We start from the raw sequence: 15710 nt of genomic DNA, 5'->3' as shown, positions 1-15710 counted from the left end.
TTTATAAAAATTTAATTTCAATACATTCGCCAATTTCCGAAGGAGGAAGCTGTCGTGCGTATAACTTGCACTTTTTAGGCTCTGCAACATTGGTAACTCTTTAATGCTCTAATGCAGATGTAAAAGCCTCTGTACCAATCATTTTGGTTTAATCCTTTAGAGACTGGAGTAACTGGCTAGGGCGTGCCATTTTCACAGCAGGATAAATATTCGGATAGCGAACAAATATATAGTGTTCATATTTATACCAATGCATTTCACTCTTTTCTTTGTTACAAACCTGGCAAATAACCCATAAATTCCTGAATTCCATTGATAACCAAGGATACTGTGACCGAGGTAGCTTGTGATCTATCGTCTTACCACCTTTGTCAGAGTAGTGAGATCCACAAATTGGACAATACCAGTTAGAATTTTCTCTCACCCAATCTTTACTTTCTTGAGTTGTTCCACACTCAAAATCACCATTAATATACCGCCAATAATCGAATTTTCTATAAGTTTCAAAATCTTCATGAGTTAGCCTGTGATATCGCTTGTTGCCGATTGTGTCCGCAAGATCAAATAATTCTTTAAGGTCTTTATCTTCAATATTAACCATGTTTTCTGCTAAAGCTTTACTGTTTTATATGTCTTTTGGTTATGCTTCTTTTTATATTTAATATTGGTATTTTGACTAAAATCAATAAATTCCATCTCTGTTTCAGGAAACTGCTTATCTATTTCTTCTGCAACTTCATTAACTTCTTTAGATAATCTTTGGTTATACTCATTTATTTCTTGATTAGTGAGATATCTATTACCAATCCTATCAGCCTCAATAAATAATTCTTCAAGTGTCAATTCTTCAAGTTGATAATTATCTATAAATTCCTCTATTTTTTGATAAAGAGTAACAACATTATCCCAGCCAATATTCTTGTAAAAATTTTCTTTTAGCCAAGTTTGGTTTTTTTTATGAAGCTTACTCCGATTTTTTGAGTTAGCGAGTTGAACAGCCCGATAACTCATTCCTCTAAAATTCCTTTTTTTACCTTTTTGATCGGTCATATATTCAGTGCTTTATCCTAAAGTCCATTTGAAAAAAGTAATAACTGCTTTCCGAATTTCACTATCTTCATATTTGAGGATTTCTTTAGTATTCATAGCTAGTTTAAGTTTAATTTGATCGACTAAATTTTTTAGAGATTTATTGTCTTTTTTGAGTTGTTCATTCACTTCTGTTAAATTTTTGTTTTGAGAATATATTGTCCTTAGTTCAACTTCTAAAATATTATTTCTCTGAGCCAAGCTTTTAATTTCAGCATCGTATTTTTCTCTTTCCTGTTTCGGATACTTTTTAACTTGGTCAATTTTGGCAGCATACTCCTGCTCCTTCAACTCAATTTCTTTAGTTTTCTTAGTTACCAGACCTTTCTGGGCCGCTTGAAGACGCTGACGCTTAATTAATTCAGAACCAGCAAAACGCGAAATAGCTCTACGAATGGTAATCTCATCAGGATTGGTACTAAAGTCAATTATTTCCAAAGCACGCATAGCATCTGCTTTTGTCCATGCCTCACTTTCAAGTAGCTTAATAGCCTGTGACTTATTCACGTTTGCTTAGAATAATAAATGTGATTTATATTACAATTTTATCAGTATATAATTTTCATGCCAACAGCTTCTTTTCAACAAGAACGCTAACTTTACTAAACTTATCGATGCCGGGGACTACTAAGGTTTATGTTGTGAGTAAGCAAAATTCAACGGTTTAATGATTGATCGTGCTGGGTTGTACTAAGCTTTTATCCCTCCAAAATCAAGCATTATAAACTATGTGCACTGCGTAAGGTGAGTTGTTTAGGTAATTTTTTCTTTGAAAACCCTTGCTTACCCAGCCAAAAAAAGCTATCTCTGAATGCAAGTTGGTATCATTGTGCAAAACTACCCTAATCTGGTAGCGATCGAGTTACGATCTTGTCACACACCTTTTTTGATTTGAGAAGTCCTATTCCAGAATTTTCTGGTTAAAATAGTATATCTGTTCTACTCAAACTCCGAAACCAACACTCCTTAAAACCATATATTAAGAGGCATTAGAGACAGGAATGGCTATCAACACCGATACTTCTGGCAAGCAAAAAGCACTGACTATGGTGCTCAACCAGATTGAGCGCAGCTTTGGTAAAGGGGCAATCATGCGCCTGGGCGATGCTACCCGGATGCGGGTGGAAACAATTTCTAGTGGAGCGCTTACCCTAGATTTAGCATTGGGTGGTGGTTTACCCAAAGGTCGGGTAATAGAAATTTATGGGCCGGAAAGTTCCGGTAAGACTACAGTAGCGCTACACGCCCTCGCCGAAGTGCAAAGAAATGGCGGTATTGCTGCCTTTGTTGATGCTGAACACGCCCTAGACCCTACTTATGCTGCGGCATTGGGTGTAGATATTGATAATTTGCTGATTTCTCAACCTGACACTGGCGAATCAGCTTTGGAAATTGTCGATCAGCTGGTTCGCTCTGCTGCGGTTGATATTGTAGTCATTGACTCAGTAGCAGCACTGGTTCCCCGCGCTGAAATTGAAGGCGATATGGGTGACACCCATGTTGGACTGCAAGCGCGGTTAATGAGCCAAGCCCTACGTAAAATTACTGGGAATATTGGTAAATCTGGTTGTACAGTAATTTTCATCAATCAGTTGCGGCAAAAAATCGGTGTTACTTACGGTAGCCCAGAAACTACTACTGGTGGTAACGCATTGAAATTTTACGCGTCGGTGCGCTTGGATATTCGTCGGATTCAAACCTTGAAAAAAGGTACAGACGAATATGGTAATCGCGTTAAGGTCAAAGTCGCCAAAAATAAAGTAGCGCCGCCTTTTAGAATAGCGGAATTTGACATTATTTTTGGTAAAGGTATTTCTACCTTGGGTTGTGTTGTTGACCTAGCAGAAGAAACTGGCATTATTATCCGCAAAGGAGCTTGGTATAGTTACAACGGCGATAATATCTCCCAAGGACGAGACAACGCCATTAAGTATCTAGAAGAAAAGCCTGAATTTGCTGAAGAAATTAAGAAACTGGTGCGTGAAAAGCTAGATAAAGGTGCTGTTGTTTCTGCTAACTCTGTAGCTAAAGCCAGTGAAGAAGATGAAGAGGAAGAAGTCGATTTAGAGCCAGAAGAATAAAAAATGTGGATTTATTAATCTGCAATTGCTAATAGATGGTGCGTTACCAAGATAGATAACGCACCTTATTTTTTCTAAAAATCTCGATTTTGGTATATTGAATGCAAGCCTAAATCCAGACAGTGAATAGCTTTGGAGTAATAAACACATCCTACTTGATATTTTGGCGTAGTGGCGTGGCAAGGCTAAAATGTTGCAAAAAAATTGTAGGCTGGGGAGCCACTGCGTTGCGCGGGCTCCCCGCGTTGTAGCAAGTAGCGTTGGAGGCTTTGCCAAAACCACTGATATCTGTTGGGTTGCGCTCCGCTCCACCCAACCTACGTCTAATGCACAATTTTTTTGCTTGCTATGCCACTAGAATCAGAGAAGGAGGAAAAATGTTGAATTAGGGTTTTAGCCTGAAGTTGACACTAACGGCCAGCTATATGGTAATATTTCATAGCATTATGCTAAAAAACTTTGCCTAGAATCAAAGAGTAGCCAACCCATGAGTTTAGCTGTAATTAAGTTCTCTTCAGAAGAGTGCGGCATCTGCCACAAAATGTCTTTTTATGACAAAAAGGTGGCTGAAGAACTGGGTTTAGAGTTTATCGATGTAAAGATGCAAGATACGACTGCTTACCGCAAGTATCGCAAGATTTTATTGACTCAATATCCCGATAAATCAGAAATGGGATGGCCTACTTACATCCTTTGCAATTCTCCAGAGGGGGAATTTCAGATTGTTGGTGAAGTAAAAGGAGGTCATCCCAAAGGGGAGTTTAGAAGCCGTCTTCAAGAGGTTCTGGATTCCACAGCTAATCAGAACTAATTGCCTCAAAAGATTTGACTTCTAGGACGGGGCCAATCATGGCAGTTGTCATGATATCTTCACGCACCTGTCCTTTAACTTTTGCTTTTTGTCCGGCTTTGAGTAAGTCTTTATCAGCCCCTCTGAGGATTTCGTAAGTAACACCCTCTTCTGTGACTAAGGCCCATGCGCCTGTACCAATATCACGGCGTTCGATTGTACCTGTAAGTGTAATGCTCATAACAGTGCTGAGTGGTGAGTGCTGAGTGGGGGAGCAGGGGAGCAGGGGAGAACAATTAATAACCAATGCCCAATGCCCCATTCCCCATTCCCCATTCTCCATTCTCAATTTACGCAATTTTCTCTTCGTTTTTCAATGCTAAACGAACAAGTCCATAACAGATTAGGGCGTTGGCGATGAGGAAGAGGCGTGCTATGTTACCACTTCCCAAACCCCAAACAGATGGATCTAAAAATGCACTTACTGTCAAGCAGGCTGCTACACCTAATGTTGAACCAATGGCAAACCATTTCCAACTAGGATGTCCCAGCAGCAATGCCATTAACACAATGGGAATCAATACGCTGGCAAATACGGGATTCAACGCATCAGTTCCCTGGAGGGTATTACCTAGTTCGGGAATTGAACTGCCCAAAACCCGGAAAGGCCATTGAGGAAGATCAAAAATATAGATTCCCTTGAGGAAGAATAACCCAGAACTGCCGGCAATTAGTCCACTGGATAAAGACCAACTCCAAGTGAAGGGGAAGTAAACGCGTAAAAACCAAGCCAGCAGATAGGAACCAACTACCATTAAAAACTTGGGTAACAGTGCTACCGCACCACCATCAATCCAAAAGCCGGGGTTAAGATAGCCGCTATCCCGTAACCACCGGAAGAAATCGGGAAAACTGATTTGTCCGCTAAAGGCTAGTTTAACTGCTGCTTCTGCATTGAGTTGTCCAGCGCCATAATAGTTCAAACCATCATCCTGAATAACTCGCGCCGACTGCTTGAGGACTTTTAAAATTTCATCTGGTTCTTTGATACCAGCAGCTTTGATTAATGCCGCAACACCAGCAACGTGGGGAGCAGCCATACTTGTACCCTGGAAGCCCAGAAATACCCCTTCACCCTTTTCATCGATAGTTTCTTGGAGAATCTTACCAGCTTCACTACCACCAGGAGCAGATATATCTACCCCGGCACCAAAGTTAGAATAGGGCGCTCTTTCGCCATCTGGGCCAATTGCCGAAACGCCGATTACGTAGGGATAGCGGGCTGGATAGCTTGCTCCGTTGGTGTTTTCATTTCCGGCTGCGGCGATGATAACTACACCTTTTCTATGAGCATACTCGATCGCTTGTTTCATCAACTGGCTTTCACCAGTACCACCCAAGCTCATATTAATCACATCTGCGCCTTTATCAGCAGCAAATTTAATCGCTTCGGCAATATCGGCAACGGTACCACCGCCATAAGAACTGAGTACCTTCAGCGGCATCAGACTAGCTTCGTAGGCAATTCCAGCGACACCATATTTGTTATTTGTGGCTTGAGCAATAGTTCCGGCAACATGAGTACCGTGACCGTTATCGTCTGTGGCTTCTTCTCGGTCGTTAACAAAATCATAGCCCTTGACGAATTTTGTCTCATACAAGTCGCGAACTTTGGTAATTCCAGTGTCAATGACTGCGACTGTGATACCACTGCCTTTGGTTTGACTCCATGCGCCTTCAACACCGATTTTGTGCAAGTTCCACTGCTTGCTGTAATATTGGTCATTAGGGCCAGTTAATGAAGGACTTGCTTCTTCATCTTCTTGGGGTGTTAAAAATTCACCTAGCCAAGCGGTTTTACCTGGTTGGGGAATGTTGTTGTAGATATAGTTTGGTTCAATGAATTCTGTAGCTTGGGCAAACTGAGATTTTTTCAGTTCTTGCAGCCGTTGGCGATCGCCCTTGATAATATACACATTATCTTTTTTGGAAAACTTGTTGTCTAATTGGGGTGTAACGTTGTACTGTTTGGCGATCGCTTGCAAATCTTGTTCCACCACAGATGATGGAATATCTTCCCGAAAATCAAGCAAAATCGTCTCAAACTCTCCTTTAGCTGCCAATCCCTGAAAATTCAGGAAACCAAATATGGCAGTTCCCAGCCCAATGACAAACAAGCACCATAATATAAGTTTTCTCATATTAACTCATCACCGCTTTTTGCCAGTTTGCTCATACCATAACTTATCTGCACCCCTTGTTGGTAGATTTTGCACTTTTAGTTACAAGTTTCACCCAAGACTGAGGATTTTTTTTAACGATGGAACGTGGTCTTTTGTGGTTGCCGCTGTTAGTAATGTTTTTCTGGTTGGCTTGGCAAGGCTCGAAGGAGTATCAAAAAGTCGAAGCCTATCGCACTTGGGCAGAGCAATTTGAACGGGCTAAGTATGATATTTATGCTGTATTAGGTCAAAAAGAAAACAATATCACTTGGGGAAAACCGACGCCTCAAGGTCCTATTAAACTAGAAACATTATCTTTGCTTGATATCAAACAAATCCAGGTTTTAGTAGATGAAAAACCAGTAGATGTAAACAATCCACCGGAGAAAGGTCGTTCTATAGAATTAGAATTTCTATTTTCTGAATCTACTAACTCAGTGCGGGTTCCGTTTACAGAAATCCCTTTGGCAGCAGAATGGGGGAAGTTTTTGCAGGGGCTATTACAAGACTTGCGATCGCAACCACAGCAGTAGTTATATTAAAACTATAAGTTCCAAATAAGACGGCTATTTCTGGTCAAAAAGTTAGATCGCTAGTGGTGATATTATTCATGGGCAACGACGTTTTTATTGGAAAGATGTTTTTTGGAATGGCTTTTACTTAACTACCATTTATTAAACATCTCCATAAATTAAGTATAGATTATCCAAAACCCTTATAGAGACGTAGCCGTGCTACATCTCTACATTCTTTTTCACTTCTATGTTTATTGCGCCCTTATGGGTATGCTCTATCTAATTGAAAGCCGCCTTAAAACTCGATTCATGTTTAGATTACACTTCTACTCAGTTGACCCGACCCAGCTATGCTTGAATGATGAAGTCAGAGGCAGTAAGATTGGGCGCACCAGTAAGTTGTGCAAATTCACCACCAGTGCCGAAACCAGCAGCACTACCATTTTGATTGTAAAGTAACTGCCCAGTCATCCGGTCGTAAACAATTACAGCATTGCTAAGTGCCCCTAAACTGCTGATTTGAAAATCACTGGCATTACTAAAACCCGTTCCCACAACAGAAGTAATAGCAGTAAAGGTAGTCTTATCGAGAATAATCTTGTCACCTTGAGAGCGATTGAAGTCAGCGATAGTATCAATACCCACAACAGCGCTATTAAAGATGGAATTAGTGTCGTAGAGGAAAGAGTCAGCACCTGTACCACCCACAAGAGTATCATTGCCTTGTCCACCAATGAGAAGATCGTTACCATTACCACCCCGCAGCAGGTCGTCACCACCGCTGCCATTGATAGTATCATTACCCCCTTGACCATTAATCACATCATTGGAACTGTAAAAACCGCTGATGTTATTGTTCAAGTCATTGAGGAAAGTGACAGTGTTTGCTGTAGAAATATACGTTTGAGTGGAGTTGGCAGCAATCACATCAAAGCTTTTGGTAACACTGGCTTCTCCGTCAAATATAATATTGCCGATGGCAGGTCTTGTTGTCGATGCGGCTAAGTTATCTAGGTTTTCTAACTTAAAGTTTTGCAGAGTGACTTTGGTATTAGCCACATTTCCAAAGCTGATTTCTGAATTGTTGCCATTTTGAGTTAATTGCAGATTTCTCGCAGTCAATTCAGTCCCAATAAATTGCAAGGTGTCTATCTTGGCAACCACCGCAGCCGAAGGGTTTGAACTAGTACCTACACCACCAAAGTTAGTGATGCTGTAATTGCCATCGCCTCGTTGGATAATAAAGGTGTCATTGGAGTTAGTGCCATTGAGAACTTGAATTTCCGGGACAGGAGCGGGTCTGACTGTGCCACTAATGGCAAAGTCAAAGGGGCTTTCATTAATATCGTTGTTGTTTAAACTGAAGCTGCCACTATAGCTGCCGGATGTAGTGGGATTGAGTGCCACCACTATGGTAGTAGAAGCATTAACAGCCACGCTCGTTGGAAGAGTTCCGACCAAACTAAATCCGTCTGGAAGTTTAAGACTACTCAGCTTGAGTGCGCCTGTACCGGTGTTCTTGATGGTAAAGGTTTTGGTCAAGCTGTCACCAACAGTCGTTTCACCAAAGTTAATGGCAGTAGTGTTGCCATCTGTAATGTCAACACTACCATTGAGAACTTGAATTTCCGGGGTACTAACTGTGCCACTAATGGCAAAGTCAAAGGAGCTTTCATTAATATCGTTGTTGTTGAAACTGAGGCTGCCACTATAGATGCCGGGTGTAGTGGGGTTGAGTGCCACCACTATATTGGTGGAAGCATTGACAGCTAGGCTCGTTGGAAGAGTTCCGACCAAACTAAATCCGTCGGGAAGTTGAAGATTACTTAGGTTGAGTACAGCTATACCGGTGTTCTTGATCGTAAAGGTTTTGCTCAAGGCTTCACCAACAAGGGTCTCGCCAAAGTTAATAACGGTGTTGCCATCAATAATATTAACTGTGCCATTCAGAACTTGAATTTCTGGGGTTTTGCTAGAGCTACGGGGAGCTTCGTATGCACCAATATCAATGACTGTACTGCCATTCCCATCACCATCCTGAGGAGTCTTCTTAGTGATGCTATTGAAGGCATTAGAACCACCATCAATCGCAACACTTTCAGGTTTAAGTGCAAAGTTCTTTTTGTCTGCATCAACAAATTGAGGATCTTGACCCAAAAGATTCTGTAATCCTGTAGCATTTAAATTATCTGAAGCTTGGAATAGGTTCGAGTTATAAACAAGATTGCGATCGAAGGTGACATTTGTGGCATACTTGATTCTGTTAGCATATTGATTGTCGCTTGCATACAAAATATTGTTGTAGACACGTACATTTTCCGAGTAAGTAACACCAATCTCTCCAGAATCTTTCAGAACCCGGCCATTCTTATAAGCCGTGTTGTTGATAACATCAACATTGGTAGCTTCAAAAACATTAATGCCTGCACCTCCATTGTTGTAAGTGATGTTATTTGCAATTAATGCCTTACCTGTATAGGCCACATTATCTTTGCTGACATTGGTAGTATCAAACATAATCCCATGTCCCTCAGTGATTTTGCCAGTGCCTCCTCCTTTCCAAGGAACTAAACTTTGGTTATCGTAGACAATGTTGTCTCGAAAAATCATTCTGTAGTCAGTGGTATTGTTATCAAAATTAAAACTTCGGAGAGAGGTTATTCCCTGATTGCCGTGAGGGGAATACCAAGCATTTCCAGACACAATGTTTTTCTCAACAGTTATATAGTCTGAATTACTGAATGCTATGCCTGCACCTGGAAAGTTACGGATTGTGTTACCAGTGATGACAATATGATGGGGATTAGTACCACCTACACCATCAGCGTTTTTCCATGCAGTAGCAGCAATACCATTACTATTGGTCAAGGGGTTATTAAGGTTATCCTTCTCTTGTAAGGCATATTCGAGAGTGATGTTTTCTCGATTGCCTTTTATATCAAGTCCTTCAATCCGCACGTAGGATGAACTCAATATATTAATGCCACTTCCCGTTGTTGTTATCTTAGGTGTAGCCCCTGGATAAGCTTTTATTGTTGTCCAGTTATCTGGTGAGCCATTCAAGTTAAAAAGCGTAACCCCTTTCATTTGATAATTTCCATTCATGACGTAGAGCGTGTCGCCTGCTTTCATCTCATACACGGCTCTACCCAAGTTGAGAAATGCAGAATCTTTATTTAAGCCATCATTTTTATCACTTCCTGTTGCAGAAACGTAGTATGTTGTGCCAGCCATTTGTTTACTCCGAATATGTGTAAGGGAAATTGGTAGTACAATTTCAGCAACTTTATTTAGTTGCTAAGTAGTTATTTGAATGAGTCATCTATCTGCACTGTTAAGGACAGTCACAGTTATCCGAGCGCGACTTCAAATCGCGGCGATTATAGAAACGCTGTTGTAAACCTGAAAAATTTTTCTCCTGTCAACCGTTGATGGTTAAACTAGGAATATCGATACCGTCAATCGTCAGAGTTTTGTTGAGAGTAATTGGACGATTAACACATAGATGCTTCTACTCTAGACTTGTCGTCAGATATGCTCTTAGTAAGACTGCATGGAGTTGAATTGAATCGTATCTTTAACAGCCGTATAGGCGTAGCCCGTCGTAGACATCGCTGCTCTTTTAAAACCAGCTTTAGCATCTGCTATATTCGATAAAACGATCGTATTTGGCATAGTAATTCCTCTGAACTTTATGCATTGTTTTAGGTCAGGGGGTTGCCAAATCTGCATGGTAAAATTCACCCTTAACTGATAACTGGGGACTTAAAGTTAAAGCGATCAAAGTGAAATTGGTTGAAACTTTAGTTAGGTTGACCCTTTAAGTTAAGGGGACTAATGTAACAACTTAGTTGAACCTGTTTTAAGCGGTGTAACTGAGCGTTGTGAACTTAGTTAAAACTAACCTTTACAAATAGCACTTGATATCAGTAAAAGCCCGTAATATGGTAAGTTTTTTTACAACAAAACTCAAAAAACTATGGATATGTCTGCTGGAATTCTATTAATTTCCAGGGTGATATGAGAATAAAAAGCGCTTTGCGCAAGGATTTGATGAAGTTTCTCTAAATATTTTATTTTGAAAGAAAGGACTAGTACTGCAAGTCAAAAGTCAAAAAAATTATATTCCAAGCTCTTGCGCCATTTGAAATGGTATGTTCCTTTACACGATGCTGTACTAGTATTTTTTACTTAGGATTCAGAACTCTCAAGTCAGATTCTGGTTGCGATGGGGCAGGAAGAAAGAGGATTTTAGTCTAGTTCGTCAATCTTTGAGATAGTTTGGTTTGATAACGCTAATTTACTTAATCTTCATAATATGAACACTGAAATAAACTCCAGAATACCTGTTGCTTTAACCATTGCTGGTTCAGATAGTGGTGGTGGTGCCGGAATTCAAGCTGATTTACGTACCTTTGCTTTTCACTGTGTCCACGGTACTAGTGCTATAACCTGCGTCACGGCACAAAACACTCTAGGAGTGAAGAGAGTTGATGCTATGCCAACAGAGGCTGTTGTGGCGCAAATTCAGGCAGTAGTTGAGGATATTGGCGTACAAGCTGCCAAAACTGGAATGTTGCTCAATCAGGAAATTATCTTTGCTGTTGCCCAGCAAGTGGAAGCTTTACAAATTAGTAATCTAGTAGTCGATCCAGTAATGGTGTCACGTACGGGAGCACAATTGATTGATGATGATGCTGTAAAGACTCTGTGCCATGCCTTGATTCCCAAAGCGGTTATGATCACGCCCAATCGCTATGAAGCCCAGATTTTGAGCGGGTTACAAATTAATTCTTTAGAGGATATGCAAGCCGCTGCTGAAATTATTCACAAGACTTTAAAGACAAAGGTTGTTTTAGTCAAAGGTGGAGGTATGCAGGGAGATTTGCGTGGCGTTGATATATGGTTTGATGGGGACAAATTGGAAGTTTTGACTTGCCAGCTAGTAGAGACAAAAAATACCCACGGTACTGGTTGTACGCTATCGGCTGCGATCGCTGCTAATCTAGCTAAAGGAAAAGATTTGTGGCACGCAGTGCAACAGGCAAAGGAATATGTGACTACCGCACTCACTTACGCCCTAGAGATTGGCGAAGGGCAAGGCCCTGTGGGACATTTCTTCCCATTGTGGGGACTAGAGACTAGGGATTAGGGATTGGAGACTGGGCATTAGGGATGGGGGCTAGAGAAAAGTTTTCTCAGTACCTCATCTCTAATGCCCAAATAAAAAATCTTTGCCCTTTCGGTATTTTTCTATTATTCTTGGGCATAGTTTCAGGGGTGACTATCTCTGTTAGCATCTCTGTACGATCTAATTACTTTGATTTTTAATACCAAGCCCCCGATGCGAACAACCATAGGTTCTGTTCACAAAAATTCGCCAACACCGAGTACTCAAGCCTACCCTCCCTCTGTACCACTATCTGTATACAGGGAATTGTCAACAGAGTTGCAAGCAGCACAGGCGAGGCTAAATGCACTCACCACCCAAAATCAGCAACTAGTACAAGAAAATCAACTATTACGCCAAGAAATTACCAAAGTCGTTGAGTCTTTTTCTCGTTTGCAAAATTTTGTGGATTCCCATGCTACAGCTAATTATCCCCAAGCTAACCAAGCTTCTGGTGACGTTAAAAGTACTGCTAAACAGCCAGTAACACAAGCGCGTTCACCTCAGCGGGTTTCTCGTTCGCGTCCATCTGTTGCGTCCAAACAACCAGCCGAAAAAAGCCGCCGCCAAGACTTTTCTGCACCTGTAATGGAAATGAATTTTCCGATACCAGAACCAGTTTTTATAGAAGAGCAACAAGTCAGTTACTATTCTACTACTGAGCCAGATATCAAGGGACTCAATGGCTGGTGGTTAATTATTACGATCTTGTTAATCATGCTGACTGCCTTTAGTGCTGGATATTTCGTTGTGCGTCCCTTGTTTGAACACCAGAAACGTTAGTTGACATTCCCACAGTCAGCAGCAGTAGCAGGCTTTCGGGCGACCGTATAATTTGGCTGCAATCACTCTCTAAATATCCAAACAAATCTGCTAAATGGTGGAAACGATCTATTTTTAGGTTATAAAAGCTACATAAAATGCTAAATTGGCAGCAACTTCTTTATGTTAGAACCTCAAAGATTATCCAATTTATAAATCCTTGCCGCTTTTGATGTCATCAACCCTCAAGTAAAGCACTTACACTTTAAAAAAGTTGTAATTATTACATATTTTTTAGGAAAAGCACCGCTAGTTACAGCTTCAGACAGCGGATCTGGTTAGATATATAAACGAAGCTAGTAGAAGTCAGGAGTAAAGAAGATGAAAAAAGTAGAAGCTATTATCCGCCCATTTAAGCTAGATGAGGTGAAAATTGCTTTAGTTAACGCTGGTATTGTTGGCATGACTGTTTCTGAAGTCCGGGGGTTCGGACGGCAGAAAGGTCAAACTGAACGGTATCGTGGTTCTGAGTACACCGTTGAGTTTCTGCAAAAACTCAAAGTGGAAATCGTAGTTGACGACAATCAGGTTGATATGGTGGTAGACAAAATTATTGCTGCTGCCCGCACTGGTGAAATCGGCGATGGTAAAATTTTCATCTCGCCTGTTGAGCAAGTGATTCGGATTCGCACTGGCGAAAAGAACACAGAAGCAGTTTAAAGAAGTTAGGAGTTAAGAGTTAAGAGTTAAAAGTTATAAGTCAGGACTAATGAATGAAGATTTAGCAGAATTCATAAATCCTAACTCTTGTACAGATGCGATTAATCGCGTCTCTCCTAACTCTTGTACAGACGCGATTAATCGCGTCTCTCCTAATTATTAACTCTCTCCAATTGCGGAAGTAAAGCCGTAAAAGCCTTGCCTCGATGGCTAATTGACCTTTTCAACTCCCGTGTCATTTCAGCAAAGGTCAATTGTAGTTCTTGCACATAAAAAATTGGATCGTAGCCGAAACCACTATCACCACGGGGTGTATGGAGAATTTCGCCGCGACAAACACCTTCAGATTCTAATACGATCGCACCATCGGGACGAGCGATCGCTACTGCACAGACAAATTGTGCTTGTCGATTTACCTCATTGCCTAATTCGCTCAATATCCTAGCAATCCGTTCTGAGTCCGTTTTGGCGTAACGTGCAGAATAAACCCCTGGTGCGCCATTTAGGGCATCTACTTGCAAGCCTGAATCATCAGCAATTGCCCAGTTTCCCGTAGCTTTAGCAATTTGTGACGCTTTCAGACAAGCGTTAGCGGCAAAAGTTTCGCCCGTCTCTTCAATTTCCAATTCTTCAGGTTTGAGGGTTAATTCCCAACCAGAATTTTCTAGGTAAGCTTGCATTTCACGCAACTTACCTGGATTTCCTGTGGCTACTACAAGTAATTTGGTCATTAGTCATTGGTCATTGCTCATTGGTCATTAGTCATTGATCATTTACCAAGGACAAAGGACAAAGGACAAATGACTAATAATTAATTTTACTCCGCCCACTGTTTCGCCCAAGCAAGAGTTTGATGGACTTGCTCAATTGTTGGGGCTTCGCAGTACAGGCGCAAAACTGGTTCAGTCCCGCTAAATCGAATCATTAACCAGCTTTTATCAGCCAGGCGATACTTGTAGCCGTCAATTGTTTGGCAATCGATTACTGCTAACCCTGCAATTTCCGTTAAGGGTTGGGTTTGTAGTTGTTGCAAAAGACGCGATCGCACTTCCATATTTGCTAAGGGTAAATCAATGCGATCGTATGCTGAGGTAAACCCTGTTTGTTTCTGCAAGTAGCGATAATACTCACCTAAATCCAAACCAGATTCTACAATCGCCTCTAGGACGTATAAAGCTGACAACAGGGCATCGCGTTCGGGAATATGACTGCCATAGCCAATTCCGCCCGACTCTTCGCCACCCAGCAACACTTTTGCTGCTAACATTCTGTCAGCGATGTATTTATAACCAACTGCTGTCTCAAAGACTGAGAGGTTATGTAGGGCTGCCACAAGGGGCATCAAGTCGGAACCACTAACAGTTTTGACTATTTCTCCAGTAAAACCGCGCCGCAGGGTTAAATGGTCGATTAATATCGGGATTAAGGCTTGGGAACTTAGGAAGTTGGCTTCTCCATCTACTGCGGCAATGCGATCGCAGTCTCCATCAAATACCAACCCCACTGTTAAACCTGATTTATCGGTTTCTCGGTCAGCCTTGATGACTTCAAATAGCTTTGAAAGGTATTTAGGCAAGGGTTCCGGCGCACCGCCACCAAATAGGGGATCGCGATCGCTATTGATTTCTTTAACCTGATTGCCTAGTAGTCTCGCCAATCCGCTAGCCGCAGCGCCATGCATGACATCGGCAAATAACGTTAATTTACCAGATGCGATCGCTTCTCGAAGTTTGGCGATATCAACTTTACGTTCTAACGCTTGTGTATAACTAGGCCAAGGATCGAATTTCTCTTGCTTACCTGGGGTAGCTGCTAGCGGTACTCCCACCAACAACTGATCTTCTATCTCTTTTGTGACTTCTGGCGGTACCGATCCACCAAAATAACCCTTGACTTTTAAACCCAAATATTTACCAGGATTATGGCTGGCTGTAATTACCAGTGCCCCTAAAGCATTGAGTTCTTTTGCCGCCCAACTATAAGCTGGGGTTGGGGCATAGCTCTCGCTCAGTAGCACATCAAAGCCGACAGCACTGACAGTATCGGCGACAGCACGAGCAAAGTCTTCAGCCATGAATCGGCGATCGTAACCGACAATTATTGTCCGGCTACCAACCGTAGAAAAATACGTATCATATAATACTTTTGCGGCAACTGGCGCGACCAGGGCTAGGCGTTCAAAGGTGAACTCGTCACCAATAATGCCCCGCCAGCCGTCTGTACCAAACTTGATTGAGTTAGCTACAACTGGCATCTAGGTATCCTAACTGTCTACTTGAGGATTCTAGCATTTATACAGTGTGGAGAGTAAAAAAAGAATCTAGTAAAAATATGTACTAATAAGATTCAACACAAAAGTTA

Annotated in this window: 15 protein-coding genes; 6 read left to right on the top strand and 9 right to left on the bottom strand. The window is 41.4% G+C overall.

Annotated elements, in window-relative coordinates; genetic code table 11:
- Positions 1-148: 148 nt before the first annotated feature.
- Genes V7K84_RS12465 through V7K84_RS12455 form a run of 3 tightly spaced genes read right to left on the bottom strand, consistent with a single transcriptional unit; the run spans position 149 to position 1596 of the window.
- The gene (locus tag V7K84_RS12465) at positions 149-601 is read right to left on the bottom strand and encodes an HNH endonuclease (protein ID WP_334838414.1); all 453 of its coding nucleotides are present in this window, start codon (positions 599-601) and stop codon (positions 149-151) included.
- 8 nt (positions 602-609) lie between these two features.
- On the bottom strand, positions 610-1050 hold the full coding sequence (locus tag V7K84_RS12460) for a hypothetical protein (protein WP_334838413.1): 441 nt from the start codon (positions 1048-1050) through the stop codon (positions 610-612).
- A 12-nt stretch (positions 1051-1062) separates the two neighbouring features.
- Positions 1063-1596, bottom strand: a complete 534-nt coding sequence (locus tag V7K84_RS12455) for a hypothetical protein (protein ID WP_334838412.1) — start codon at positions 1594-1596, stop codon at positions 1063-1065.
- Positions 1597-2090: 494 nt separating this feature from the next.
- Between V7K84_RS12455 and recA the strand changes: the two genes are divergently transcribed.
- Positions 2091-3170, top strand: a complete 1080-nt coding sequence (recA, locus tag V7K84_RS12450; RefSeq protein ID WP_289796248.1) for a recombinase RecA — start codon at positions 2091-2093, stop codon at positions 3168-3170.
- Positions 3171-3657: 487 nt separating this feature from the next.
- Positions 3658-3981 (top strand): thioredoxin family protein, encoded by a 324-nt coding sequence (locus V7K84_RS12445; RefSeq protein ID WP_094347267.1) that lies wholly within the window; start codon positions 3658-3660, stop codon positions 3979-3981.
- Here V7K84_RS12445 and V7K84_RS12440 read toward each other — a convergent pair.
- Positions 3968-4201 (bottom strand): hypothetical protein, encoded by a 234-nt coding sequence (locus V7K84_RS12440; protein ID WP_334838410.1) that lies wholly within the window; start codon positions 4199-4201, stop codon positions 3968-3970. The two genes, V7K84_RS12445 and V7K84_RS12440, sit on opposite strands and share 14 nt — an antisense overlap.
- A 109-nt stretch (positions 4202-4310) precedes the next feature.
- Entirely contained in the window at positions 4311-6161 is a 1851-nt protein-coding gene (locus V7K84_RS12435) for a S8 family peptidase (protein WP_334838408.1), read from the bottom strand.
- Positions 6162-6280: 119 nt separating this feature from the next.
- Here V7K84_RS12435 and V7K84_RS12430 point away from each other — a divergent pair, with 119 nt between their 5' ends.
- Positions 6281-6715 carry a hypothetical protein gene (locus tag V7K84_RS12430; RefSeq protein ID WP_334838406.1) on the top strand — a complete coding sequence of 145 codons (435 nt, stop codon included), beginning with the start codon at positions 6281-6283 and terminating at the stop codon, positions 6713-6715.
- Positions 6716-7045: 330 nt separating this feature from the next.
- Here the strand turns inward: V7K84_RS12430 and V7K84_RS12425 are convergent, their stop codons facing one another.
- Positions 7046-9931, bottom strand: a complete 2886-nt coding sequence (locus V7K84_RS12425) for a choice-of-anchor D domain-containing protein (protein ID WP_334838405.1) — start codon at positions 9929-9931, stop codon at positions 7046-7048.
- A 306-nt stretch (positions 9932-10237) separates the two neighbouring features.
- Positions 10238-10372 carry a hypothetical protein gene (locus V7K84_RS12420; RefSeq protein ID WP_334838404.1) on the bottom strand — a complete coding sequence of 45 codons (135 nt, stop codon included), beginning with the start codon at positions 10370-10372 and terminating at the stop codon, positions 10238-10240.
- Positions 10373-11015: 643 nt separating this feature from the next.
- Between V7K84_RS12420 and thiD the strand changes: the two genes are divergently transcribed.
- The 3 genes from thiD to V7K84_RS12405 all read left to right on the top strand — a co-directional run bounded on the left by thiD (position 11016) and on the right by V7K84_RS12405 (position 13349).
- Positions 11016-11849, top strand: a complete 834-nt coding sequence (gene thiD, locus V7K84_RS12415; protein ID WP_334838403.1) for a bifunctional hydroxymethylpyrimidine kinase/phosphomethylpyrimidine kinase — start codon at positions 11016-11018, stop codon at positions 11847-11849.
- Positions 11850-12041: 192 nt separating this feature from the next.
- Positions 12042-12650, top strand: a complete 609-nt coding sequence (locus tag V7K84_RS12410; RefSeq protein WP_334838401.1) for a hypothetical protein — start codon at positions 12042-12044, stop codon at positions 12648-12650.
- Positions 12651-13010: 360 nt separating this feature from the next.
- A complete protein-coding gene (locus tag V7K84_RS12405; protein WP_012410794.1) occupies positions 13011-13349 on the top strand; it encodes a P-II family nitrogen regulator in 339 nt (112 codons plus the stop codon).
- Positions 13350-13501: 152 nt separating this feature from the next.
- Here V7K84_RS12405 and rdgB read toward each other — a convergent pair whose 3' ends face one another.
- Together rdgB and V7K84_RS12395 are read right to left on the bottom strand one after the other, a co-directional pair.
- Positions 13502-14080 carry an RdgB/HAM1 family non-canonical purine NTP pyrophosphatase gene (rdgB, locus tag V7K84_RS12400; RefSeq protein WP_334838399.1) on the bottom strand — a complete coding sequence of 193 codons (579 nt, stop codon included), beginning with the start codon at positions 14078-14080 and terminating at the stop codon, positions 13502-13504.
- Positions 14081-14166: 86 nt separating this feature from the next.
- Complete coding sequence (locus V7K84_RS12395) at positions 14167-15603, bottom strand: phosphoglucomutase/phosphomannomutase family protein (protein WP_334838398.1); 1437 nt, start codon at positions 15601-15603, stop codon at positions 14167-14169.
- Positions 15604-15710: the final 107 nt, after the last annotated feature.

Source organism: Nostoc sp., assembly GCF_036917315.1.
Classification (GTDB): Bacteria; Cyanobacteriota; Cyanobacteriia; order Cyanobacteriales; family Nostocaceae; genus Nostoc.
This window is presented reverse-complemented; position numbering and strand designations above follow the sequence as displayed.

Excerpts from the sequence above, each read along its gene's own strand:
- V7K84_RS12465 (WP_334838414.1), bottom strand. The coding sequence starts at position 601 with ATGGTTAATATTGAAGATAAAGACCTTAAAGAATTATTTGATCTTGCG.
- V7K84_RS12405 (WP_012410794.1), top strand. The coding sequence starts at position 13,011 with ATGAAAAAAGTAGAAGCTATTATCCGCCCATTTAAGCTAGATGAGGTG.
- V7K84_RS12395 (WP_334838398.1), bottom strand. The coding sequence starts at position 15,603 with ATGCCAGTTGTAGCTAACTCAATCAAGTTTGGTACAGACGGCTGGCGG.
- V7K84_RS12445 (WP_094347267.1), top strand. The coding sequence starts at position 3,658 with ATGAGTTTAGCTGTAATTAAGTTCTCTTCAGAAGAGTGCGGCATCTGC.
- recA (WP_289796248.1), top strand. The coding sequence starts at position 2,091 with ATGGCTATCAACACCGATACTTCTGGCAAGCAAAAAGCACTGACTATG.
- thiD (WP_334838403.1), top strand. The coding sequence starts at position 11,016 with ATGAACACTGAAATAAACTCCAGAATACCTGTTGCTTTAACCATTGCT.
- rdgB (WP_334838399.1), bottom strand. The coding sequence starts at position 14,080 with ATGACCAAATTACTTGTAGTAGCCACAGGAAATCCAGGTAAGTTGCGT.
- V7K84_RS12430 (WP_334838406.1), top strand. The coding sequence starts at position 6,281 with ATGGAACGTGGTCTTTTGTGGTTGCCGCTGTTAGTAATGTTTTTCTGG.
- V7K84_RS12460 (WP_334838413.1), bottom strand. The coding sequence starts at position 1,050 with ATGACCGATCAAAAAGGTAAAAAAAGGAATTTTAGAGGAATGAGTTAT.
- V7K84_RS12425 (WP_334838405.1), bottom strand. The coding sequence starts at position 9,931 with ATGGCTGGCACAACATACTACGTTTCTGCAACAGGAAGTGATAAAAAT.
- V7K84_RS12435 (WP_334838408.1), bottom strand. The coding sequence starts at position 6,161 with ATGAGAAAACTTATATTATGGTGCTTGTTTGTCATTGGGCTGGGAACT.
- V7K84_RS12420 (WP_334838404.1), bottom strand. The coding sequence starts at position 10,372 with ATGCCAAATACGATCGTTTTATCGAATATAGCAGATGCTAAAGCTGGT.
- V7K84_RS12440 (WP_334838410.1), bottom strand. The coding sequence starts at position 4,201 with ATGAGCATTACACTTACAGGTACAATCGAACGCCGTGATATTGGTACA.
- V7K84_RS12410 (WP_334838401.1), top strand. The coding sequence starts at position 12,042 with ATGCGAACAACCATAGGTTCTGTTCACAAAAATTCGCCAACACCGAGT.